The sequence below is a fragment of the Brevundimonas sp. TWP2-3-4b1 genome (assembly GCF_049897665.1).
GTDB classification, from domain to species: domain Bacteria; phylum Pseudomonadota; class Alphaproteobacteria; order Caulobacterales; family Caulobacteraceae; genus Brevundimonas; species Brevundimonas subvibrioides_B.
In genome coordinates this window covers 60,301-80,004 of record NZ_JAFCWQ010000017.1, presented here as the reverse complement: position 1 = coordinate 80,004, position 19,704 = coordinate 60,301, and the positions used below count along the sequence as shown (strand labels likewise).

Here is a 19,704-nt window from a genome sequence, read left to right as displayed (position 1 = left end):
GCCTGGCTCAGCGCCAGATCCAGCCAGCCCAAGTCATCGCATGGTCCCTATGGCGAAGAGCACACCAGGCCGTCGCTCGACGGGCCCACCTCCATATGAAAGCGCAACTGTAATGCTAGGCTAGGAGAGTGCCGCAAAGCGCTCCACTTTTTGCGTCGGACCGGAGATGATGAGAAGGTCTCCCTCAACCACAAGCGTCCCGGGCTTCGCATAGGTGAAGTCCTCCTGCGGGCGTTTCACGCCGACAACGGTGACTCCATGCCGGGTCCTGAGCTGCGACTCTCCAAGGGTCTTGCCCAACGCTTCACGAGGCGGGCGCGTTTTGACGATGGCGAAGTCGTCGTCAAACTCGATGAAGTCGATCATCTTGCCGGTGACCAGATGCGCGACCCGCTCGCCCATGGCGGCCTCCGGATACACCACATGATGGGCTCCGGTCTTCTCAAGGATCTTCCCATGATTTAAGCTGATCGCCTTGGCCCAAATGTCGGGAACGCCCATTTCGCTGAGGGCGAGGACGGTCAACACGCTGGCTTCGACGTCGTTGCCGATCCCGACGACGGCGTGTTGGAAGTCGGCGACCCCCAGCCTCCGCAAGGCGTCAATGTTGCTCGCATCCGCCTGGACAACGTGGGTTAACCGGTCGGACCACGACTGCACGAGGGCGAGGTCTTCCTCGATGGCCAAGACCTCGTGGCCCAGCAGGCTGAGGCTTTGAGCGACAGCGCCCCCGAAGCGGCCCAGGCCGACAACGACGACATTGTTTGACACCTGTTTGTTCGATCTAGCCAACGATGGGGCGCTCCTGCGGATAGCGGTATGGGACGTGCCGGGCGCGCAGCGCCATGGCCGCCGCCACGGTTATGGTTCCGACTCGACCGACGAACATGAGGCCGATGAGGATCAGTTGCGCGGTCGGGGGCAGAGACGCGGTGATGCCGGTGCTCATGCCGACCGTGGCAAATGCCGACACGACCTCGAACAGCACTTTCTCCAGAGGGTGCATCGTCAGCGAGAGAATGGCGAGCGTCGAAACCCCCACCAGTCCCACCGCAAGCAGCACTACAGCAAGGGCTTGCCTCTGGGCGTCTGGACAGATGCGGCGTCTAAAGGCGGTGACGTCGGAGCGTCCGCGCACCTCAGCCCAGACGATGACACCCAGAAGCAAGAAGGTTGTCACCTTGATGCCGCCAGCGGTGCCCGCGCTGCCTCCACCGATGAGCATCAGACCATCCGTCAGAAAGAGCGTCTCGGGGCGCATCTGGCCGACGTCCACGGTGTTGAAGCCAGCCGTGCGGCTGACCACCGAGTGAGTGAAGGCGTTCAGCATCTTCGCCGGGGCCGACATGTTGCTGAACGTGCCGACGTTGTTCCATTCAGCCACGGCAACGCCGAGGAAGCCAAGCACGAGCAAGCCTCCTGTCCCGAGCAGCGTCAGCTTCGCATGAATGGACCAGCGCTCCGGCGTCCGCCATTCGGTCAGCAGTTCGTTGATTACCGGGAACCCAAGTCCGCTGACGATGACCGCAGCGCACAGCGGAAACAGCACCAGGGGGTCGAGCGCAAAACCCATCAAGTTGTCGGTGAAGGTTGAAAATCCAGCGTTGTTGAAGGCGGAGACGGAGTGGAAAACTCCGTGCCAAGCCGCGACACCCCAAGGTTCACCATAGCCAAAACGAAACCGAAAAGTCAGGATCACCGCTACAGCCAGCTCAAAGGTCAACGTGACCCACAAAATGGTCATCAGCACGCCTTTGACGTCGACAAGTTGAAGGCTCTTGGTCTCCGCTTGGACGATCAGTCGGCGTCCCAGCTTCATGCGCCGGGAGATCAAGAGTCCTAAAAGGGTTGCGCCGGTCATGATGCCGAACCCGCCGACCTGAAAAAGTCCGAGGATCACCACCTGCCCGAACAGGGACCAGTAGGTTGCAGTATCCACTGTGATCAATCCAGTGACACAGGTGGCCGACGTGGCGGTGAACAGTGCCGTGAGCAGGGGTGCGGGGTCGCCGGTCGCGGTGGCCCAAGGCAGCGACAGCAGGGCGGTGCCGAGCAAGATGACAGCCAAAAAGGCCAGAGGCACCATGCGAGCCGGGTGGTCGAGTGGCGGTCTGCGCAAGGCGTCACCTTTGGCAACAGGTCGCCCTTATAGTCGATCCGGTCGCCTCGCATAGCCCAGCCTCAGGCGAGCCTGCTCGCTTCGACCGGAGTCCGCTGTCCACCCGTAGCGGACGTTTGGTTCGTCTGATGTCAGCTTGGCCCCTTGCCCTGTCCGGGCACTGGTTCTTGAACCACGTCAGCTGGCTTTTGGCGTAGTTTCAGGTGGCCTGCTGCAGGGCGGCCACCGCGTCGGCGCGGGGCATCGTACTGCCTGTCAGTCCGACAGCGACGGGCCCACGGCGAAGGCGCGGGTCAGGCGCTTCGCATCCAGAAAACCTAGGCGGCAGGGGTGATCGAAACCAGCTCGATGTTCACGTCGTCGACATACTGCAGGGTGACGGTCCGGCCGTTGGCGCGGGCCATCCTCGGCTCGATGAAGGCGTCGAAGGACACTGCGGTTCCGTCGCTCGCCGTGACGGTCAGGGACGAGGGCAGGTCGCCGCTCTCGCCCTCGGCTCCGCTCAGCACGCCTTCGATCGTCCGGGTCCCGGCTACCGGGCCCGGGCCGCCCTCGACGGGCAGGAGCACCGAGGCTCCGTTGACCCGGATGTCGGTCATCTGGGTCGCGGCGGTGACCGAATAGCGGACCGTGACGGCCTGGCCGACCAGGGGCTGGATCGCGGCCGGATCCACCGGTCCGCCCGCGTCGGGGTCAAGTGTCAGCAGCTGCAGATTGGCCTCATCGCCGGCCGCCCCTCCGGCCGCACCGACCTCCATGGCGAACATCGGAAAGCCGGCGTCCTCGAAGCCATGCAGCACGCCGGTCACCGTATGGGTTCCGACCGTCCGGGGTGCAGAAAACCCGGCCGTCGCCGACGCTGCGGAGGGCGCCGTCTGCGCTTCCCTGGCCGGCGCCTGACAGGCCGCCAGAACAAGGGCCGCCAGCCCGATGATGAAAAGCCTGTCCCGCATGCCCGGTCCGTCCCTGCTGACTCTCTTGCTGTGACGCTAGTCGAGCAGGGTCAGGGCGGCAATCGTCTGCCGTGCCCCGGTGTAACCCTCCGGACCGATCCGCCCGGACGGCTTCAGAGCGTCTCCGGTGCGAGACCATAGGTCTTGCCGTCATAGGCGATCACGCCGCTGTAGGCGCCGTCCGCCAAGCGGAAATCGCCGAACACGGACCCCTCGGCCCCGATCAGCCGGATGCCGTCGTCGTCCAGGTCTTCCCAGCCCGTCAGGACGGAGAGGAAAGGATAGGCCTCCTCGCAGGGAACCTCGCCGGCCACACCGGCGGTCACCAGGGCCGTGCCGAGGGTCACGCCATAAAAGCCCGGAGCCCCCTCGATGGCCCGGCCGTCGAGCACGAGGCTGCAGGACGCCGCCGTCAGATTGTCACCGAAAAACGTATAGGCGCCGGCCAGGGCCGGTGCGCCCGTCGCCGGTGCGGCAGCCTCTGTGTTCGTTGCTGGGGCTGCGGCGTCCGGGGTCGGGGCAGTCGCCTCTTGCGAGCAGGCCGCCACCAGCAAGGCCGCGCCGAAGATCAGGGTCCGCATCCGTCACATCCCTTTCGAGACCCACAGCGGGTTCGACGTCAGCCTAGCCGAGCGCCCGGGGCGGGCAATGCGAAAACACGGTTATCCCCAGCGTCGATCCGCGTGCCGCACCGCCCCTCTGGCGGGAGATCGAAGAGTGACGATTGCCGTGTTGGCACGACAACTGTAGCGTATGCACGACAAATGCGGAGCCGACATGTCGCAGACCGGAACCTCGACCCCGACGGACGCCGAACTGGAGGTCCTGAAGTGCTTCTGGCGCGACGGCGATCTGTCGTCGCGAGAGGTCCATGACCGGATCGTGGTTCAGATGGACTGGACGCCGTCCACCACCCGCACCGTCCTGGAGCGGATGCGCACCAAGGCCCTGGTCTCGCGCCGGAATGTCCACGGCGTGGCCGTCTATTCGCAGACCCGGCCCAAGGTGGAGGTCCTGACCGGACTGATGCGCCGGTTCTCGGCCCTGCTCGACATGGACGAGACGCTGCCCGCCGCCGCCTTCACCGGCAGCCAGCTTCTGAACGATGCCGACATCGCCGAACTGGAGGCGCTGCTGAACGCGCCGCGCAAGACGGAGGCGGGCGATGGGAACGGCTGAACTGCTCGCCCTGTCGCTGGGGTTGTCGTTGGTTCTGGCCGGCGCGGCCTATGGGCTGGTGCGGCTGTTCGAGGCCGGCGCGCCGGACCCGGTCCTGTGCGAGACGGCCTGGGCCCTGGCGCTCTATCTCCCTGCCTTGCCCGTCGCGTTGGTCGGGACCGCTTTGATCCTGCCTCCGCCGGTCATCGCCGGCATTGCCGGACCTGCAGGCTCGGGTCCTGCGACTGGCGTAATCGAGATCCTCGTCCCGCAGGGCGCCTCCGTGGCGCCCGTCAGCGAACCGCTGGCGTTCGGCGTCCTCATCCTGGCCGGTTTGCTGGCTCTCATCAGGGTGATCTGGCTGGCCAGGCGCAGCCTGCGCCTGCATCGCCTGATCGGTGCTTCGGGCGAGGTCTCGCCTGCCGTTCGACAGATCGTCGAAGACACGGCCCGGCGCCTCGGCGCGCCGACGCCGGAGGTCCGGGTGCGCGCGGCCGGAGCCGAGGCCCTGATCGCCGGACTGCTCAGGCCCGTTCTCGTCTTGCCGGCCAGCCTTCTCGACGCGACAGATCCGCAAGCCCTGCGCGCCGTCTGCGCCCACGAACTGGCGCACCTCAAGCGTGGCGATCATCGCGCGTTGTGGATCGAGGAGGCGCTCCTCACGGTTCTGGCCTTCAACCCGCTCCTCCGGATCATTCGCGACCATCGCGCCGCCGCGCGGGAGGAGGCCTGCGACGCTGCGGCGCTCGCTCACGCCGGGGACGATGCCCGCAAGCTCTACGCCCGCTCTCTCCTCGACGCGCTTCGCGACTCGCCCAAGGGCGACGACGCGCCCGCACTCACGTTCACCAGCAGCAGAAGGATACTCGTCATGCGTCGCCTGAAAGCCATCCTGTCCCCGGTCCCGACCTCGAGCGTTCGCCAGCGCCTGGCCGTCCTCGGTCTGGGCGCCGCCGTCGCGGCAGTGGCCGGTACGGGCTCGTTCGCCCTCGCGGCCCAGAGGGAGGCCGTGGTCGCCCCGCAACCTGCTCCGGTCATGACTGGGAGCCGTGCGCTTCCCGCGCCTCGGGCGGTCATCGCCTCAACGCGAGCCGCGCCGTCCGTCGCTCCGCGTGCGATCGCCGCGTCCGCGCCGAAGGCGGAACCGGCCCCGCGACCCGTCGCGATCCCGGCCGCTCAGCCTCAGGCCCAGATGATCACCAACCCGGGCTGGACCCGTCATCCGATGCCCTTGTCATACCCGGCGGCGGCCCTCGAGCAGGGCTCGGACAGCGGCAGCGCCGACCTGTCCTGCACTGTGCAGGCCGACGGCAGCGTCTCGGGCTGCACGATCCTCAACGAGACGCCTGTCGGCTTGGGATACGGCGCCGTCGCCGTGGCGGCCGCCGCCGACGCTCGCCTGTCGCCCCGGAGCCTCGAGGGCGTCGCGGTCGGCGGCACGGTCCGGTTCACCATCCGCTTCACGCGCCAAGCCGAATAGACTGACAGGGCCTGATGGTGCTCGCTGTCAGGCCCTCGCCCAGTCCCGGCACTGGTTCCTGAACCAGGTCAGCTGGCGTTTGGCGTAGTTGCGGGTGGCCTGCTGAAGGGCGGCCACCGCATCGGCGCGGGTGGTTTCGCCTGCCAGCCAGGCGGCGATCTCCCGGACCCCTACGGCCTTCATGGCGGGCAGGGCCGGGTCGAGGTCGCGGGCGATCAGGGCGCGGACCTCCTCGACGGCGCCGTCCTGCATCATCGCCAGAACCCGGGCGTCGCAGCCAGCGTAGAGGGTCTCCCGCTCCGGCTCGAGAACCAGCCGGTCGTATCTCCCGTGTTTCAGCAGCGGCGTCGTGCCCGCGTGCCAGTCCGACAGGGACCGACCGGTCGACCGGGCCACGGCGAAGGCGCGGGTCAGACGCTGACGATCGCCGCTCGCGATGCCCGCCTCGGCCGGCGGATCGAAGGTGATCAGGCGCAGGCGAAAGGCGTCCTCGCCCTCGGTGTCATACAGGGCCACGGCCTCGTCGCGGGCTTCGGTCGGCACGGCGGGGATGTCGGCCAGTCCCTTGGTCAGGGCGGTGAAATACAGTCCCGTGCCGCCGACGATGAGGATCGGGCGACCGTGACTGGCCAGTTCGTCAATCAGGGGCAGGACCGCGCGCGTCCAGCGCCCGACGGACCAGGCCTCCGCCGCATCGACGGTCCCGTAGAGATGATGCGGCGCCTGCCGTTCCTCGTCGCGCGACGGTCGGGCTGTCAGGACGCGCAGGTCGGCATAGAGCTGCTGGCTGTCGGCGTTGACGATGGCGGCGCCGGTCGCCCGGGCGCGCTCCAGGGCGAGGCGCGACTTGCCCGAGGCGGTCGGGCCGGCGATCAGTGTGATGGGCGGATGGGGCAACGGATGCTCGCACGGGACAGGGGATGGCGATAGAACGCACATCCTTCCCTCGCAACCGGGACACATCCCCTTGATCGACCGCGCCTCCGTCGAAGCCACGCTCAACGCCATCCTCGATCCTGACACGGGCCGGGGACTGATCGACGCCGGGGTGCCGAAAGGGCTGACGGTGGCCGAGGATCGCGCCGGCTTCGTGATCGAGGTTCCGGCCAACCGGACCGCCGCCTGGGCCCCGGTGCGAGACGCGGCCGAGGCGGCGCTGAAGGCCATGCCGGGAATGGCGCGGGTGTCGGTGGTGCTGACGTCGGAGACGGCCCCGGTCGGCAGGAAGGCCTCCCTGTCGCCCGCTGCCATCGACCAGACGCGCGCCAGGGCGCCCGTGCCGACCGATCGCCCGGCCCATGTGCGGCGCGTGTTGGCCGTGGCCAGCGGCAAGGGCGGGGTGGGCAAGTCCACCGTCGCGGTCAACCTCGCGACGGCCCTGGCGCGGCGCGGCCTGTCGGTCGGCATCCTCGACGCGGACGTCTACGGGCCGTCGTTGCCGACCATGCTGGGGCTGTCGGGCCAGCCCGCCTATGAGGACGGGGCGATCGTGCCGCATGTGGCGCACGGGCTGAAGGCCATGTCTGTGGGCCTGCTCACCCAGAGGACCGACGCCATGATCTGGCGCGGGCCGATGGCGTCCCAGGCCATCACCCAGATGTTGACCCAGACGCGCTGGGGCACGGAAGCCGGGCCGCTGGACGTGCTGGTCGTCGACCTGCCGCCGGGCACGGGTGACGTGCAGCTGACCGTGATCCAGAAGACGCCGCTGGACGGCGCGGTGATCGTCTCGACGCCGCAGGAGGTCGCCCTGGCCGACGCGCGCCGGGCGCACACCCTGTTCCAGCGGGTGAATGTTCCGACCCTGGGCCTGATCGAGAACATGAGCGGCGACGTCTTCGGCCGCGGCGGAGCGCAGGCGGAGGCCGGACGGCTGGGCGTCGACTTCCTCGGCGACCTGCCGCTGGATGCCTCGCTGCGGGAGGCCGGGGATGCAGGCGCGCCTCTCACGTCCGGGCGGGTCGCGGATCGGTTCGACGCGATGGCGGAAGCCCTGGTCGCCAAACTGGAGCTGTAGTCGCTCACTTTCGTCATCCCCCGGTCGCTCCGCGCCGGAGGATGACGAATGAAAATAGCAAAATCGAGGGTTTTCAAACGCAACGGAAACAGCCACCTTGCGGCCTCCTGCACCCTCCCGCGAGACTTCCGATGAGCGTCGACACCCTGTTCCGGCCCTTCACGATCAAGGGGCTGACGCTGCCGAACCGCATCGTCATGGCTCCGATGACACGGTCCTTCTCTCCAGGCGGCATCCCGACCCCGGATGTCGCGGCCTACTACCGTCGCCGGGCCGAGGGCGAGGTCGGGCTGATCATCACCGAGGGCACGGTGGTCGAGCGTCCTGCCGCGCGCAACGACGCCAGTGTGCCGGTCTTCCACGGCGAGGCCCTGCCCGAATGGAAGAAGGTGGTGGACGAGGTCCATGCGGCCGGCGGCCTGATCGCGCCGCAGATCTGGCACGTCGGCGCCGCGCGCGGGCGAACGGCGGACTGGGAGCCGCTGGGCCAGGTCGACAGCCCGTCCGGCCTCGTCGCGCCCGGCAAGCAGAAATACGAGCCGATGACCGAAGAGGACATCGCCGACACCATCGCCGCCTTCGGCCGGTCGGCACGGGCGTCGCGTGAGCTGGGCTTCGACGCCGCCGAGATTCATTCGGCCCACGGCTATCTGATCGACCAGTTCTACTGGTCCGGCCTCAATGCCCGCGGCGACCGCTGGGGTGGTCCGTCGATCGCCGAACGCGCCCGGTTCGGGGTCGAGGTCGTGAAGGCTGTGCGTGAAGGCCTTGGGCCGGACATGCCTCTGATCATCCGTCTGTCGCAGTGGAAGCTGCAGGATTACGACGCGAAGATCGCCGCCAATCCTGACGAGATGGCCGAGTGGCTGCTGCCGCTTTCGGATGCGGGCGTCGACGTCTTCCACTGTTCGCAGCGCCGCTTCTGGGAGCCGGAGTTCGAGGGATCGGACCTGAACTTCGCCGGCTGGGCCAAGGTGATCACCAAAAAGCCCACCATCAGCGTCGGCTCGGTCGGTCTGGACGGCGAGTTCATCGCGGCCTTCGGCGGGGCCGGGTCGAAACCGGCGTCGCTGGAGGGGCTGATCGGGCGGATGGAGCGGGACGAGTTCGACCTGATCGCCGTCGGCCGCGCCCTGCTGGCCGATCCGGACTGGGTGCAAAAGGTCCGCGACGGCCGCCAGGCCGAACTGACCGATTTCGACCGCAGCCATATGGCGGTGCTGCACTAGCCACGCCGACGGGCTAGGGTGCCGGCATGGTCGTCGCCATCCTGATCACCACCGTCTGGCTCAGCCTTATCATCGGCGCGCGCTACCTGCTGGTCGCGGGCGGCGTCTGGTGGCTGACCTGGGGCAGGGCGAATGGCATCGGCCGCCGATTGAACCGCGAGCGTCCGTCGCGCAGGCTGATGCTGCACGAGATCAAATATTCCCTGCTGTCGACGCCCATCTACGCCTTCCCGGCGGCCATCGCCCTGGAGGCGTGGAAGGCCGGCGGGACGAGACTGTATCTCGATCCGGGCGCGTATCCGCTGTGGTGGCTGCCGGTCAGTTTCCTGCTTCTGCTGATCGTGCAGGATGCGCACTACTACTGGACGCACCGGCTGCTGCATGACCGGCGGGTGTTCGCTTGGGCCCATGCGGCGCATCACCGTGCCCGCGACCCCAGCCCCTTCGCCAGCTTCGCCTTCGATCCGGCGGAGGCCGTGCTGACCGCTTGGCTGCTCCCGGTGCTGGCGTTCCTGATCCCGCTGAACATCTGGATGCTGGCGGTCATGCTGACGGTGATGACGGCGACGGCGGTGATGAACCATTGCGGCCGGGAGATGTGGCCGGATCGCTGGGTGCGCGGCCGCCTCGGCTCGCAGCTGATCACGGCGACCCACCACAGCCGGCACCACACCCACATGAAGACGAATTTCGGGCTCTATTTCCGGGTCTGGGACCGCTGGTGCGGGACGGACGCCATGCCGCCCGCGGACAGGACTCAGGCGGGTTCGACGACGACCGCCGTGCCGTAGGCCAGCACCTCGGTCACGCCGGGCATGATCTCGGTGGCGTCGTAGCGCATGGCCAGGATGGCGTTCGCCCCGGCGGCCCTGGCGTGTTCGACCAGATGCTCGAAGGCTTCCTGCCGCCCGACCTCGGCCAGCTTCACATAGGCCCCGACGCGGCCGCCGAGCATCGACTGGACGCCGCCCACCATGTCCGAAATGGCGTTGCGCGAGCGCACGGTGATGCCGCGCACGACGCCGATGTGGCGCACGACCTTGTGGCCGAAGATCTCGTTGGTGGTGGAGGTCATCATGGCGGGCGGCTCCTGGTTTAGATGCGCTCGAGGATGCGGAAGGCGAAGGCATGGTCATCCTTCTCTCCCGCATCATGCCGCTCGATCGAGACTTCGCGGAAGAGGGATTCGTCAAAGGCCGGGAAGACCGCGTCGCCCTGCGGCTCCGCGTCTACCTCGGTGATGTAGAGTCGCTTCGCACGCGGCAGGGCGGTCTCGAACAGGGCCGTGCCGCCGATGACGCAGACCTCATCGATGTCGTCGTCCTCGGCCGTCTCGCGGGCGATATCGATGGCGTCGGCGAAGCTGGAGACGACCACCGCCCCCTTCGCCTTGCCGGATTCCTCATAGGACAGGTCGCGAGAGAGGATCAGGTTCAGCCGGCCGGGCAGGGGGCGCAGCGGCAGGCTCTCCCAGGTGCTGCGGCCCATGATGCAGGGCTTTCCCGTGGTGATCGCCTTGAACCGTTGCAGGTCGCTGCGCAGCGTCCACGGCAGGTCGCCGTCCCTGCCGATGACGCCGTTCCGGGCGCGTGCCACCACGAGAGCAATGTGAGGAATGGGCATGGGCGGCTCCGTCGATGCAGAGCCGCCCACTGACCCGTATCAGTCCGCCGGGTCCAGCACTTTCAGGCGGAACAGCAGGGCGCCGAGCACCGCGCCCACCGCCGGGGCGACGATGAACAGCCAAAGCTGGCTGATCGCCGTACCGCCCGCGAGGACCGCAGGACCGAAGCTGCGGGCCGGATTGACCGAGACGCCCGTCACCTGGATGCCGACGATGTGGATGACCGCCAGCGTGATGCCGATGGCGACGCCCGCGAACGGCCCGTGCCCCTTGTCGCCGCTGACGCCCAGGATCACGACGACGAAGATGGCCGTCATCACGACCTCGAAGATCAAGGCCGCATGCATCCCGTACTCACCCAGATAGCCCTGACCCCAGCCGTTCTGGCCCAGGTTGGCCATGCCGGTCTTGGCGATCAGCGACAGCAGGAAGGCACCGATCAGGGCGCCGATGAACTGGGCGACCCAGTAGACCAGCATGTCCTTGGCCGACATCCGGCCGGCCACGAAGGCGGCCAGGCTCACCGCCGGGTTGACGTGACAGCCCGAGACCGGCCCGATGCCATAGGCCATGGCCACAATCGCGAACCCGAACGCCAGCGACACCGCCAGTTGGTCGAACGGCGCCGGCCCCAGAACCGCCGCCCCGCACCCGAACAGCACCAGAACCATCGTCCCGACCAGCTCGGCCGAAAAACGCTTCACCATGGCGAACCCTCCCGTTTGCCCCGTCCGCCTGATGCGGATCGGGTCGCAAGGCTGCGCCGAGTCTTATGGTAACGCTAGGCTGGCGGAACGGCGGTTTTCGGATCGAGCCAGTGCAGCCAGTTGCGTCGCATCGCCTGCTCCAGATCGATGCCGGCGCGGTCGCAGTAGATCAGAAGCATTCCCAGGACATCGGCCGCCTCATCGCCAAGCGCCTGTTCACTCGGCTCGCCCCGTGCGCGACCGGAAAGGCGCAGATGCTCGGCGGTCAGTTCGCCGAGCTCCTCCTGCAGCTTGAGGATGGCCCAGTCGCCGGAGCGATCGATGCCGTGTTCGGCGGCGTAGATGTCGGAGATGCGGGCGACCTTCTCCGACAGTTCGGAGAGGATCATACGGCCACGGCCGCCTTGATATGCGGATGCGCCTCGTAGCCCGACAGGACGAAGTCCGACGGTTCGAAGGCGAACAGGTCGCGCTTCGGCGCGATGGTCATCGTCGGCAGGACCAGCGGCTGGCGGGTCAGCTGGAGCTCGGCCTGTTCCAGGTGGTTCGAATACAGGTGGGCGTCGCCGAGGGTGTGGACGAAGTCGCCGGGCTCCAGCCCCGTGACCTGGGCGACCATCATCGTCAGCAGCGCATAGGAGGCGATGTTGAACGGCACGCCGAGGAAGACGTCGGCCGAGCGCTGGTAGAGTTGGCAGCTCAGTTTGCCGTCGGCGACGAAGAACTGGAACAGGCAGTGACAGGGCGGCAGGGCCATGTCCTCGATATCGGCCGGGTTCCAGGCCGAGACGATGTGACGCCGGCTGTCGGGGTTGGTCTTCAGCCCCTCGATCAGGCGCGCGATCTGGTCGATCGACTCGCCGTTCGGCGCGGCCCACGACCGCCACTGTTTGCCATAAACCGGACCCAGCTCGCCGTTCTCGTCGGCCCACTCGTCCCAGATCGAACAGCCGTTCTCCTTCAGCCAGCGGGTGTTGGTCTCGCCGCGCAGGAACCACAGAAGCTCGACGATGATGGAGCGCAGGTGCAGCTTCTTGGTCGTCAGAAGGGGAAAGCCCTTCGACAGGTCGAAGCGCAACTGGCGGCCGAAGACGCCCAGGGTGCCCGTGCCGGTGCGGTCGTCGCGACGCACCCCGTTCTCGAGAATGTCGCGCAACAGGTTGAGGTACTGGAATTCCGGATGATCGGCCGGCGCGGCGCCGATACGTTCCTGAAGGTCACTGATCTGGGCCACGGCGTCCATCGCCACAGTGTGCCGGTGATTCGCTGTCGTCACATCGGCGCGATTCGGTTGCTCACAGGAAATTGGCCTCGCCTGCGACCGGATCTGGCGCACCCGCGTGTCAGGGTTCCGGCATGAACAGCGCCAGCCAGATCAACTCTCCCGGACCTCGACGGTCAGGGCGCCGCTATGCCCCGCCGATGGACTGCACTCGCCAACCCCTGCCTCTATTCGCGCCCGGTGCAATGACTCTCATGATTTGAATGTGATAGGGAAAATATCGCTCACGAAAACTGAGGATTTGGACTCTTTGGACTCCGTTTTTTCGAGTCCAATCCGGCGGTTCAGCCGCCGAACCCGCCCTGATCCAGAAAGGCCTGTTCCTCCGCCGTCGTCTCGCGGCCCAGCGCGCGGTTGCGGTGCGGGAAGCGGCCGAAGCGAACGATGATGTCCCGGTGGATGTGGGCGTACTTCAGCACCTCGGGCATGTCGGCGCACAAGGGCAGGGCGGCGTTCTGTTCGGCCAGGTCCTCGGAATGCTCGAACGGGGTGACGAAGAACTGGCGCAGATCCGGCTCGAACATCTGGGGCCAACCGCGCTCCCAGGCCTGTTTCGCGTACATCAGGCCCAGGCTGTCGGTGGCGAACTGGTGCGCCGTGCCGCGGTAAGAGTTGCGGGGATACTGATCGAGCAGGACCATGAGAGCCAGCGCCCCTTCGGGCGCCTCGATCCAGTCATCCAGTTCCCGCCGGGCGGCGGCCCAGTGCAGGTCGAGAGCAGCCTCGCGGAACGCGCGGTCGAAGGCCTCGTCCTTGGCGTACCACTTCTTCGGACCCGCCTCTTTCCAGAAGGCGACGACGGAGGAAGGCGTAATGAGGACGGTCATGAGCCAGCTTGTACCCAATCCGCTTCCCGTCTTCCACGACCGCGACTGCGACCTGTCCATCATCCGCAGCAAGCGGGTGGCGATCATCGGCTACGGCAGCCAGGGGCGAACCCACGCACTGAACCTGCGCGACAGCGACGTCGCCGACATAGTCGTGGGGCTGAAGGCCGGTTCGACGACGCGGGCCAAGGCAGAGGCCGACGGCTTCCGTGTCCTGACGGCTGGCGAGGCGACGGCGGACGCCGACGTCATCGCCGTCATGGTCTCCGACGAGGCGCATCGCGACCTGTATCGTGATGAGATCGAGCCGAGCATCCGGCCGAGCGCGGCCCTGATCTTCGCCCACGGCCTGTCGGTGCAGTTCGGGCTGGTGACGCCGCGCGCCGACCTCGACGTCATCCTCGATTCGCCCAAGGGGCATCGGACCGCGCATCCGCGATCTCTACGAAGCCGGGGAGGGAGTCTTCTGCCTGTTCGGGGTCCATCAGGACGCGACCGGCGGAGCCCACGCCCTGGGCCTGTCCTATGCGGCGGCTCTGGGCTGCGGCCGCAAGGGCATTTTCGAGACCACCTTCGCCGCTGAATGCGAGAGCGACTTCTCCGGCGAACAGGTGGTGCTGTGCGGCGGCGTCGGCGAACTGATCGACGCGGCCTTCATGAAGCTGGTCGACGCGGGCTATCCGCCGGAGGTGGCCTGGTTCGAATGCTTCTACGAGGTCAAGCTGGTCACGGACCTGATGTACGAACGCGGCATCGCCGGGGCCTTCGCCAAGATTTCCAACACCGCCGAGTACGGCGCCTATCTGACCGGCCCTCGTGTGATCGGGGAGGCGTCGCGGACGGCGATGGACGGGGTGCTGGCCGATGTGCGCGACGGGTCGTTCGTGAAGCGGCTGATGGCCGACTACGACGCCGGCTCGCCCGAGTTGCTGGCGCGCAGGAAGGCGCTGGCCGACCGTACGATCGAGGCCGTGGGACTGCGTCTGGGGGCGGTGGCGACAAGGGCGGAGGGCTGAAACGAAAAGAGCGCTCCTGACGGGGCGCCCTTTCGATCGTATCCGGGGTTCGGACGCCCCTGAATAAATGGTCGGAGTGAGAGGATTCGAACCTCCGACCCCTGCCTCCCGAAGGCAGTGCTCTACCAGACTGAGCCACACTCCGACTTGGAGGCGGGCTTATAGCGAGGGGTTTCGGAGCCTGCAAGCGCCTTCCGGGGCTTTGCAAAATAGTCCGGAAACCGGGTGTTGCATCCCCCGCAGCCTTGGCGTATTCGACCGCCTCCCTCGGGCCCAGGCCCTCGGGCGCACCGGTCCTGCTGGGGAATGGTGTAATGGTAACACTCCGGTTTTTGGTACCGTCATTCAAGGTTCGAGTCCTTGTTCCCCAGCCACGGCCTTCCAGGCAGCCTGTCCATGACCACGCCCTAAGGGGCGGGCGTCAGTGTGTCGGGCCGTATCGGCAGGCGCACGCGGATGCCGACACCGGCTCCGGCCACGGATTCGATGACCAGGGCGCCGCCCAGATGGGCGACCAGCCCCTCCACCAGCGTCAGGCCGTCACCCTTGGCGAGGTCATCCGCGCCGATCCCCGAATCGCGAACCACCAGGCTGACGCCGTCGGAGGCCCGGGAACAGGCGATGGCGATGGAGCCCCGCCGGTCGTCCGGGAAGGCGTGGCGCACGGCGTTGGACATCAACTCGTGCACGATGATGGCCAGGGGCAGGACGTGGCTTTCCGGCAGGGCGGTCGGGGCGGCGCGCAGATCGATGCGCACGCCGCGAGTCTCGCAGGCCCGCCGCCAGAAGCCCGCCGCGTCATCCAGGTAGGCGGCGAAATCGACCGACCCGCCCTCGACCACGCGGCGATTGATCAGACCCATGGCGGCGACGATGTCGCTGAGCCAGGTCAGATTGCGCCGGCTCTCGGAATCCCGGACGCTGCGCAGCCGGATGCCGACCAGCGCCTGGAGCAGCGGATAGCCGCTAAGCAGCGGCGGATCGATCTCGCCGATTCCAAGTTCCGCGTCGGCGGCCATTCGCCCCCCCAAGGCGTGCAACTCAGAGATTCTGATACCTCACGGTGAACCAACTTTCCAAGCGCGCGTTTGGATTGTGCGGTAACCAACACAGTAAGCTTTACGACCGTCGGCGGTGCGCTTTGGTGAGTAGATTGCAGCAGACGTCTGACCTGCGGGTCATGATCGTGGAGGACCAGGCGATCCTCGCGATGGAACTGGAACTCGTGCTTGGCGACGCCGGGTGCGACGTGGTCGGTTGCGCCATGGATCGCAAAGGCGCCTTCGAGATCGCCGAGCGCGAGCGGCCCAGGCTGGCCTTGGTGGATGTCAACCTGCTGGACGGGATGACCGGGCCGCAGATCGCGCATCGACTGGTGAGCGACTACGGCATGGCCGTGATCTTCCTGACCGCCAACCCGGAACAGATTCCCGACGGATTCGCGGGCGCGCTGGGCGCGGTCTCCAAGCCGTTTGACGAGCAGACGATCCGCGCCGTGGTGGCCTTCGCGCAGCGTTTTATCCTGACCCGGACGGTAGGCAGTCCGCCGAGGCGGTTCCGGCTGGCGCCGTGGCTGACCACGCCGCCGGCGGACATCGCCCCGCACTGATCAGGCGAGACCTCCGGTCAGGTCGATGCCCGGAGCCTTGGGCGGGACGCCGGTCGGATCGAGATCAAGCTGCATCAGTTGGACGTCCAGCCAGCGATCGAACTTCCAGCCGACCTGATGGTAGCGCCCCACGCGGCCGAATCCGAGGCGCTCGTGCAGGCCTATGGACGCCTGACTGGTCGCGCTGTCGCTGATGGCGCCGATGATATGGCGCAGGCCCAGCTCGCGGGCCCGATCGATCAGGGCGGACAGCAGGGCGCGGCCGATGCCGTGGCCGCGCGCGGTCTCCTCGACATAGATCGAGCCCTCGACACCGTAGCGATAGGCCGGGCGCGGGCGGAACGGCGAGGCGTAGGCATAGCCGGCGAAGGCGCCGTCGATCTCGGCCACGAACCACGGCAGACCCCTGGCGCAGACGGCCGCGAAACGGTCGGTCATCTCGGCCAGCGAGGGCGGCTCCAGCTCGAACGTCGCGGTGCCGGTCAGAACCTCGCGGCCGTAGAGGGCCGTGATGGCGGGGAGATCGTCGGGTGTCGCCTCGCGGATCACGCGGCCTCCCACCCCCGCTGGATCGCCCAGACCGCGAAGGCGTAGTCATGGGCGACTTCCTTGAGATAATCGAAACGGCCGGAGGCTCCGCCGTGGCCAGCCTCCATGTTGATCTTCAGCAGGACCGGCTTGCCCGAGGTCGTCGCGGGCCGCAGCCTGGCGACCCACTTCTCGGGCTCCCAGTAGGTCACGCGGGGATCGGACAGGCCCCCCGTGGCCAGGATCGCCGGATAGGCCCTGGCCTCGACGTTGTCATAGGGGCTGTAGCTGGCGATGTAGTCATAGGCCTCGACGTCCTCGATCGGATTGCCCCACTCGGGCCATTCCGGCGGCGTCAGGGGCAGGCTGACGTCCGACATGGTGTTGATCACGTCCACGAACGGCACCTGGCCGATGACCCCGGCCCAGAGCTCGGGCCTCATGTTGGTCACCGCCCCCATCAGCAGGCCGCCTGCGGACCCCCCTTGCGCCACGATGTTCCCGGCGCGGGCGTAGTCGCCGCTGATTAGTTGGTCGGCGGCGGCCGTGAAGTCCGTGAAGGTGTTCTTCTTCTTGAATTTGCGTCCGTCCAGGAACCAGCCCCAGCCCCTGTCCGAGCCGCCCCGGATGTGGGCGATAGCGTAGAGCCAGCCGCGATCGACCAGCGACAGCCTTCCGGTCGAGAAGCTGGCCGACATCGGGATGCCGTAGGAGCCGTAGCCGTAGAGCAGCAGGGGCGCGGACCCGTCCACGGGCGTCGAGCGACGACGCAGAACAGTGACCGGCACCAGCGTGCCGTCCGTCGCAGGGGCGTTCAGCCGCTCGACAACATAGTCCGCCGGGTCATGGCCCGAGGGGACTTCCTGGACCTTGCGCAAGGTCCGCTCGCGGGTGGCGAGGTCGTAGTCGTAGGTCGAGGTCGGGGTGGACGGCGAGTTGTAGCCGTAGCGCATCGTCGTGGTTTCGAACTCCGACGCCCCGGCCAGCGACAGGGCGTAGGCGGGTTCGTCGACTGCGATCTCGTGCTCGTCGCCCGCGCGGCTGCGGATGACGATCTTCGTATTGGCGTCGGCGCGTTCCTGCCGGGCGAGGAAGCTCTTCACCACGGCCACGCCCTCGATGAAACGGCCGGGCGCGTGGGGGACCAGGTCCTCCCAGCTGGCGCGGGCGGGCCTTTCGGTCGGGGTCTGGACAATCTTGAAGTCGATGGCGTCGTCGGCGTTGGTGCGGATGACCCAGCGGTCTTGCCAGTGATCGACGTCGTAGCGGACGGCGACCTCGCGCTCGGCCAGGACGACGGGCAGGTTCGTCGGCCTCTGGCCGGAGATGTAGCGGGCCTCCGACGTCTCCTGATTCTGGATCGAGATGACGATGAAGGCGTCGTCGGATGTGCGCTCGACCCCCATGAACATGCCGTCGTCGGCCTCTTCATAGACCAGGGTCGTCTCGCCGCCGCGCGAGGGGCGACGGAAGATCTTGTCCGGGCGGCCGTTGTCGTCGCGGTTGGTCCAGAAGATCCAGCACGAGCAGGGCGAGAAGGTGAAGTTGCCGGTCGCCGACTGGATCGGATCGGGCAGGACTTCGCCGGTCGCCAGGTCGCGGGTGTAGATCTGGTGCACCTCGGAGCCCTGGGCGTCCTCGGCATAGGCGAACAGGGTGTGGTCGGGGCTGTGCTCGACGGCCGAGACCTCCGAATAGGCCTTGCCCTCGGCCAGCAGGTTGCAGTCCAGAAGCAGTTCGGGGGTCGGGGCGACGATGAAATTCTTCGTCACCATCTGGCCGTCGACGATCCAGGTCCCCTGGCGCTCGACGCGCATATAGCGGGGGTGCTGGTCGCCGGTGCGGTATTCGGTGAAATACTCCCACGGGCCATCGGGCGAGGGGACGGACGAATCGTCCTCCTTGATGCGGCCCTTCATCTCCTCGAACATCGTGGCCTGAAGCGGCAGGGTCGAGGCCAGCATGGCTTCGCGGTAGGCGTTCTCCGCCTCCAGATGCGCCTTGACGTCGGCCTTGATCAGGGTCGGGTCGCGCAGGACGGCCTGCCAGTTGTCATCCTTCATCCACTGATAGTCGTCGGTGCGTGTGCGCCCCAACTGTTCGATGACGACGGGAATCTTCCGGGCGACGGGGGGCGTGGGCGACATCTGGGCTCCGGGGGAACGGGCGAGGGCGGGGGAGGCGGCGGCGAGCGCCGAGGCGGCGGTCGTGGCGACGAATTCGCGGCGGTTCATCGTGGTCGCTCCCCTGTAAGTCAGAGGCGCAGCTTGTGCGACCGGCATGCACGCCGTCAAATACAGCGCCCGTCACCGAAGGTTGCCCATGATCGAGACCCCGCCCGCCCAGGACGCCGCGCCCCCGCCGATCGTCGCCCATCTCTGGGACCTGACGGTCGGTCTGATCGACGCGACGGTGCAGCTGGACCAGCCGTCGGGGCCGACCACGCGAACTGTCGGCACGGGCTTCCTGATCCAGGCGCCGAGGCCCGACGGGACGCCGCGGGTCGTTCTGATCACCGCGGCCCATGTGCTGGAGACCATGAACGAGGCCGAGGCGCGGATCGGCTGGCGTACGGCGCTGGGCGACGGGACGTGGCGTTTTGAACCCGAGCCCCTGACGATCCGCGACCCAGAGGGGCAGCCGCTGTGGACCCAGCATCCGGATCGCGATGTGGCCGTGATGGAGGTGCAGGCCCCGGAAGCTTTCGCCCGGGCGGCGATCCCCCTGGGCTGGCTGGCGGACGAGAACGCCTTCGACGCCTGGCAGGTGGGGCCGGGCGATGAGCTGTTGTCGCTGGGCTTTCCGCGCGGACTGTCGGCCAACCGGGCGGGTTTCCCGATCCTGAGGGTGGGCCGGGTCGCCTCCTGGCCCCTGTCGCCGGTCAGCGCCTTCCCGACCTTCCTGCTGGATTTCACCGTGTTCCCGGGCAACTCCGGGGGGCCGGTCTTCTGGACGCCGAGTGCGCGGAAGCGTCCCGGAACAACGGAGCCGGAGACCGCCTTCATCGCCGGCCTGCTGAGCCAGGAGGTGAGGGTCAACGGCGAACAGCTGGAGATCGGGGTGGTGACCCACGCCGTCTATATCCGCGAGGCGATCGCCCTGCTGGACAAATAGCCTCCGGACGACGCTCAGGTCGGGCTGGATTGGACTCGGGA

At 67.5% G+C, this 19,704-nt stretch carries 21 protein-coding genes, 2 tRNA genes and 1 pseudogene; 9 read left to right on the top strand and 15 right to left on the bottom strand.

The genetic code is table 11. From position 1 onward, the window contains the following. Positions 1 to 120: 120 nt before the first annotated feature. The 4 genes from ACP7A5_RS13130 to ACP7A5_RS13115 form a co-directional block, all read right to left on the bottom strand. Complete coding sequence (locus ACP7A5_RS13130; protein WP_426042327.1) at positions 121 to 771, bottom strand: potassium channel family protein; 651 nt, start codon at positions 769 to 771, stop codon at positions 121 to 123. 13 nt (positions 772 to 784) lie between these two features. Next, the gene (locus tag ACP7A5_RS13125; RefSeq protein WP_426042323.1) at positions 785 to 2,086 is read right to left on the bottom strand and encodes a TrkH family potassium uptake protein; all 1,302 of its coding nucleotides are present in this window, start codon (positions 2,084 to 2,086) and stop codon (positions 785 to 787) included. Between the two features lie 350 nt (positions 2,087 to 2,436). Then, positions 2,437 to 3,072 (bottom strand): hypothetical protein, encoded by a 636-nt coding sequence (locus tag ACP7A5_RS13120; protein WP_426042322.1) that lies wholly within the window; start codon positions 3,070 to 3,072, stop codon positions 2,437 to 2,439. A gap of 113 nt (positions 3,073 to 3,185) precedes the next feature. After that, on the bottom strand, positions 3,186 to 3,653 hold the full coding sequence (locus ACP7A5_RS13115; protein WP_426042321.1) for a hypothetical protein: 468 nt from the start codon (positions 3,651 to 3,653) through the stop codon (positions 3,186 to 3,188). Between the two features lie 196 nt (positions 3,654 to 3,849). On the opposite strand from ACP7A5_RS13115, the gene ACP7A5_RS13110 reads away from it, so the two are divergent. Beyond that, positions 3,850 to 4,251 (top strand): BlaI/MecI/CopY family transcriptional regulator, encoded by a 402-nt coding sequence (locus ACP7A5_RS13110; RefSeq protein ID WP_426042320.1) that lies wholly within the window; start codon positions 3,850 to 3,852, stop codon positions 4,249 to 4,251. Beyond that, complete coding sequence (locus ACP7A5_RS13105; RefSeq protein ID WP_426042319.1) at positions 4,238 to 5,710, top strand: M56 family metallopeptidase; 1,473 nt, start codon at positions 4,238 to 4,240, stop codon at positions 5,708 to 5,710. Before ACP7A5_RS13110 ends, ACP7A5_RS13105 begins: the two co-directional genes overlap by 14 nt. Before the next feature lie 27 nt (positions 5,711 to 5,737). Here ACP7A5_RS13105 and miaA read toward each other — a convergent pair whose 3' ends face one another. After that, positions 5,738 to 6,607 (bottom strand): tRNA (adenosine(37)-N6)-dimethylallyltransferase MiaA, encoded by an 870-nt coding sequence (gene miaA, locus ACP7A5_RS13100; RefSeq protein ID WP_426042318.1) that lies wholly within the window; start codon positions 6,605 to 6,607, stop codon positions 5,738 to 5,740. Positions 6,608 to 6,677: 70 nt separating this feature from the next. Here miaA and ACP7A5_RS13095 point away from each other — a divergent pair, with 70 nt between their 5' ends. The 3 genes from ACP7A5_RS13095 to ACP7A5_RS13085 all read left to right on the top strand — a co-directional run bounded on the left by ACP7A5_RS13095 (position 6,678) and on the right by ACP7A5_RS13085 (position 9,747). Next, the gene (locus tag ACP7A5_RS13095) at positions 6,678 to 7,727 is read left to right on the top strand and encodes an Mrp/NBP35 family ATP-binding protein (RefSeq protein WP_426042317.1); all 1,050 of its coding nucleotides are present in this window, start codon (positions 6,678 to 6,680) and stop codon (positions 7,725 to 7,727) included. 131 nt (positions 7,728 to 7,858) lie between these two features. Further along, positions 7,859 to 8,956, top strand: a complete 1,098-nt coding sequence (locus ACP7A5_RS13090; protein WP_426042316.1) for an NADH:flavin oxidoreductase — start codon at positions 7,859 to 7,861, stop codon at positions 8,954 to 8,956. A gap of 26 nt (positions 8,957 to 8,982) precedes the next feature. Continuing rightward, positions 8,983 to 9,747, top strand: a complete 765-nt coding sequence (locus ACP7A5_RS13085; RefSeq protein ID WP_426042315.1) for a sterol desaturase family protein — start codon at positions 8,983 to 8,985, stop codon at positions 9,745 to 9,747. Here ACP7A5_RS13085 and ACP7A5_RS13080 read toward each other — a convergent pair. The 6 genes from ACP7A5_RS13080 to ACP7A5_RS13055 all read right to left on the bottom strand — a co-directional run bounded on the left by ACP7A5_RS13080 (position 9,714) and on the right by ACP7A5_RS13055 (position 13,396). Further along, on the bottom strand, positions 9,714 to 10,034 hold the full coding sequence (locus tag ACP7A5_RS13080; RefSeq protein WP_426042314.1) for a YbjQ family protein: 321 nt from the start codon (positions 10,032 to 10,034) through the stop codon (positions 9,714 to 9,716). The genes ACP7A5_RS13085 and ACP7A5_RS13080 overlap by 34 nt on opposite strands. Before the next feature lie 17 nt (positions 10,035 to 10,051). After that, positions 10,052 to 10,579, bottom strand: coding sequence for a dihydrofolate reductase (locus ACP7A5_RS13075; protein WP_426042313.1), 528 nt, complete (start codon positions 10,577 to 10,579; stop codon positions 10,052 to 10,054). A gap of 39 nt (positions 10,580 to 10,618) precedes the next feature. Next, entirely contained in the window at positions 10,619 to 11,287 is a 669-nt protein-coding gene (locus ACP7A5_RS13070) for an aquaporin (protein ID WP_426042312.1), read from the bottom strand. A gap of 74 nt (positions 11,288 to 11,361) precedes the next feature. Continuing rightward, on the bottom strand, positions 11,362 to 11,676 hold the full coding sequence (locus ACP7A5_RS13065; RefSeq protein ID WP_426042311.1) for a phosphoribosyl-ATP pyrophosphohydrolase: 315 nt from the start codon (positions 11,674 to 11,676) through the stop codon (positions 11,362 to 11,364). Continuing rightward, entirely contained in the window at positions 11,673 to 12,530 is an 858-nt protein-coding gene (locus ACP7A5_RS13060) for a thymidylate synthase (RefSeq protein WP_426042326.1), read from the bottom strand. Before ACP7A5_RS13060 ends, ACP7A5_RS13065 begins: the two co-directional genes overlap by 4 nt. 323 nt (positions 12,531 to 12,853) lie before the next feature. Then, entirely contained in the window at positions 12,854 to 13,396 is a 543-nt protein-coding gene (locus tag ACP7A5_RS13055; RefSeq protein ID WP_426042310.1) for a DUF924 family protein, read from the bottom strand. On the opposite strand from ACP7A5_RS13055, the pseudogene ilvC reads away from it, so the two are divergent. Continuing rightward, positions 13,395 to 14,412: pseudogene (gene ilvC / locus ACP7A5_RS13050) on the top strand (ketol-acid reductoisomerase). The gene ACP7A5_RS13055 and the pseudogene ilvC sit on opposite strands and share 2 nt — an antisense overlap. Before the next feature lie 68 nt (positions 14,413 to 14,480). On the opposite strand, the gene ACP7A5_RS13045 reads toward ilvC, so the two are convergent. Beyond that, positions 14,481 to 14,557, bottom strand: a tRNA-Pro gene (locus ACP7A5_RS13045). A gap of 155 nt (positions 14,558 to 14,712) precedes the next feature. On the opposite strand from ACP7A5_RS13045, the gene ACP7A5_RS13040 reads away from it, so the two are divergent. Beyond that, positions 14,713 to 14,786: transfer RNA gene (locus ACP7A5_RS13040), tRNA-Gln, on the top strand. A gap of 33 nt (positions 14,787 to 14,819) precedes the next feature. On the opposite strand, the gene ACP7A5_RS13035 is transcribed toward ACP7A5_RS13040, so the two are convergent. Continuing rightward, positions 14,820 to 15,431: a sensor histidine kinase gene (locus tag ACP7A5_RS13035; protein ID WP_426042309.1), complete on the bottom strand. Its 612-nt coding sequence runs from the start codon at positions 15,429 to 15,431 to the stop codon at positions 14,820 to 14,822. 161 nt (positions 15,432 to 15,592) lie between these two features. Between ACP7A5_RS13035 and ACP7A5_RS13030 the strand changes: the two genes are divergently transcribed. Then, positions 15,593 to 16,021, top strand: a complete 429-nt coding sequence (locus tag ACP7A5_RS13030) for a response regulator (protein ID WP_426042308.1) — start codon at positions 15,593 to 15,595, stop codon at positions 16,019 to 16,021. Here the strand turns inward: ACP7A5_RS13030 and ACP7A5_RS13025 are convergent, their stop codons facing one another. Next, positions 16,022 to 16,570: a GNAT family N-acetyltransferase gene (locus ACP7A5_RS13025; protein ID WP_426042307.1), complete on the bottom strand. Its 549-nt coding sequence runs from the start codon at positions 16,568 to 16,570 to the stop codon at positions 16,022 to 16,024. Beyond that, on the bottom strand, positions 16,567 to 18,783 hold the full coding sequence (locus ACP7A5_RS13020; RefSeq protein WP_426042306.1) for a S9 family peptidase: 2,217 nt from the start codon (positions 18,781 to 18,783) through the stop codon (positions 16,567 to 16,569). Before ACP7A5_RS13020 ends, ACP7A5_RS13025 begins: the two co-directional genes overlap by 4 nt. Positions 18,784 to 18,871: 88 nt before the next feature. On the opposite strand from ACP7A5_RS13020, the gene ACP7A5_RS13015 reads away from it, so the two are divergent. Continuing rightward, complete coding sequence (locus ACP7A5_RS13015) at positions 18,872 to 19,663, top strand: trypsin-like serine peptidase (RefSeq protein ID WP_426042305.1); 792 nt, start codon at positions 18,872 to 18,874, stop codon at positions 19,661 to 19,663. The last annotated feature ends 41 nt before the right edge of the window (positions 19,664 to 19,704 follow it).

Coding starts and splice junctions, on each gene's coding strand:
- ACP7A5_RS13125 (WP_426042323.1), bottom strand. CDS start 2,086: ATGGTGCCTCTGGCCTTTTTGGCTGTCATCTTGCTCGGCACCGCCCTG.
- ACP7A5_RS13120 (WP_426042322.1), bottom strand. CDS start 3,072: ATGCGGGACAGGCTTTTCATCATCGGGCTGGCGGCCCTTGTTCTGGCG.
- ACP7A5_RS13115 (WP_426042321.1), bottom strand. CDS start 3,653: ATGCGGACCCTGATCTTCGGCGCGGCCTTGCTGGTGGCGGCCTGCTCG.
- ACP7A5_RS13110 (WP_426042320.1), top strand. CDS start 3,850: ATGTCGCAGACCGGAACCTCGACCCCGACGGACGCCGAACTGGAGGTC.
- ACP7A5_RS13105 (WP_426042319.1), top strand. CDS start 4,238: ATGGGAACGGCTGAACTGCTCGCCCTGTCGCTGGGGTTGTCGTTGGTT.
- ACP7A5_RS13090 (WP_426042316.1), top strand. CDS start 7,859: ATGAGCGTCGACACCCTGTTCCGGCCCTTCACGATCAAGGGGCTGACG.
- ACP7A5_RS13085 (WP_426042315.1), top strand. CDS start 8,983: ATGGTCGTCGCCATCCTGATCACCACCGTCTGGCTCAGCCTTATCATC.
- ACP7A5_RS13080 (WP_426042314.1), bottom strand. CDS start 10,034: ATGATGACCTCCACCACCAACGAGATCTTCGGCCACAAGGTCGTGCGC.
- ACP7A5_RS13075 (WP_426042313.1), bottom strand. CDS start 10,579: ATGCCCATTCCTCACATTGCTCTCGTGGTGGCACGCGCCCGGAACGGC.
- ACP7A5_RS13070 (WP_426042312.1), bottom strand. CDS start 11,287: ATGGTGAAGCGTTTTTCGGCCGAGCTGGTCGGGACGATGGTTCTGGTG.
- ACP7A5_RS13065 (WP_426042311.1), bottom strand. CDS start 11,676: ATGATCCTCTCCGAACTGTCGGAGAAGGTCGCCCGCATCTCCGACATC.
- ACP7A5_RS13060 (WP_426042326.1), bottom strand. CDS start 12,530: ATGGACGCCGTGGCCCAGATCAGTGACCTTCAGGAACGTATCGGCGCC.
- ACP7A5_RS13055 (WP_426042310.1), bottom strand. CDS start 13,396: ATGACCGTCCTCATTACGCCTTCCTCCGTCGTCGCCTTCTGGAAAGAG.
- ACP7A5_RS13035 (WP_426042309.1), bottom strand. CDS start 15,431: ATGGCCGCCGACGCGGAACTTGGAATCGGCGAGATCGATCCGCCGCTG.
- ACP7A5_RS13030 (WP_426042308.1), top strand. CDS start 15,593: ATGATCGTGGAGGACCAGGCGATCCTCGCGATGGAACTGGAACTCGTG.
- ACP7A5_RS13020 (WP_426042306.1), bottom strand. CDS start 18,783: ATGAACCGCCGCGAATTCGTCGCCACGACCGCCGCCTCGGCGCTCGCC.
- ACP7A5_RS13015 (WP_426042305.1), top strand. CDS start 18,872: ATGATCGAGACCCCGCCCGCCCAGGACGCCGCGCCCCCGCCGATCGTC.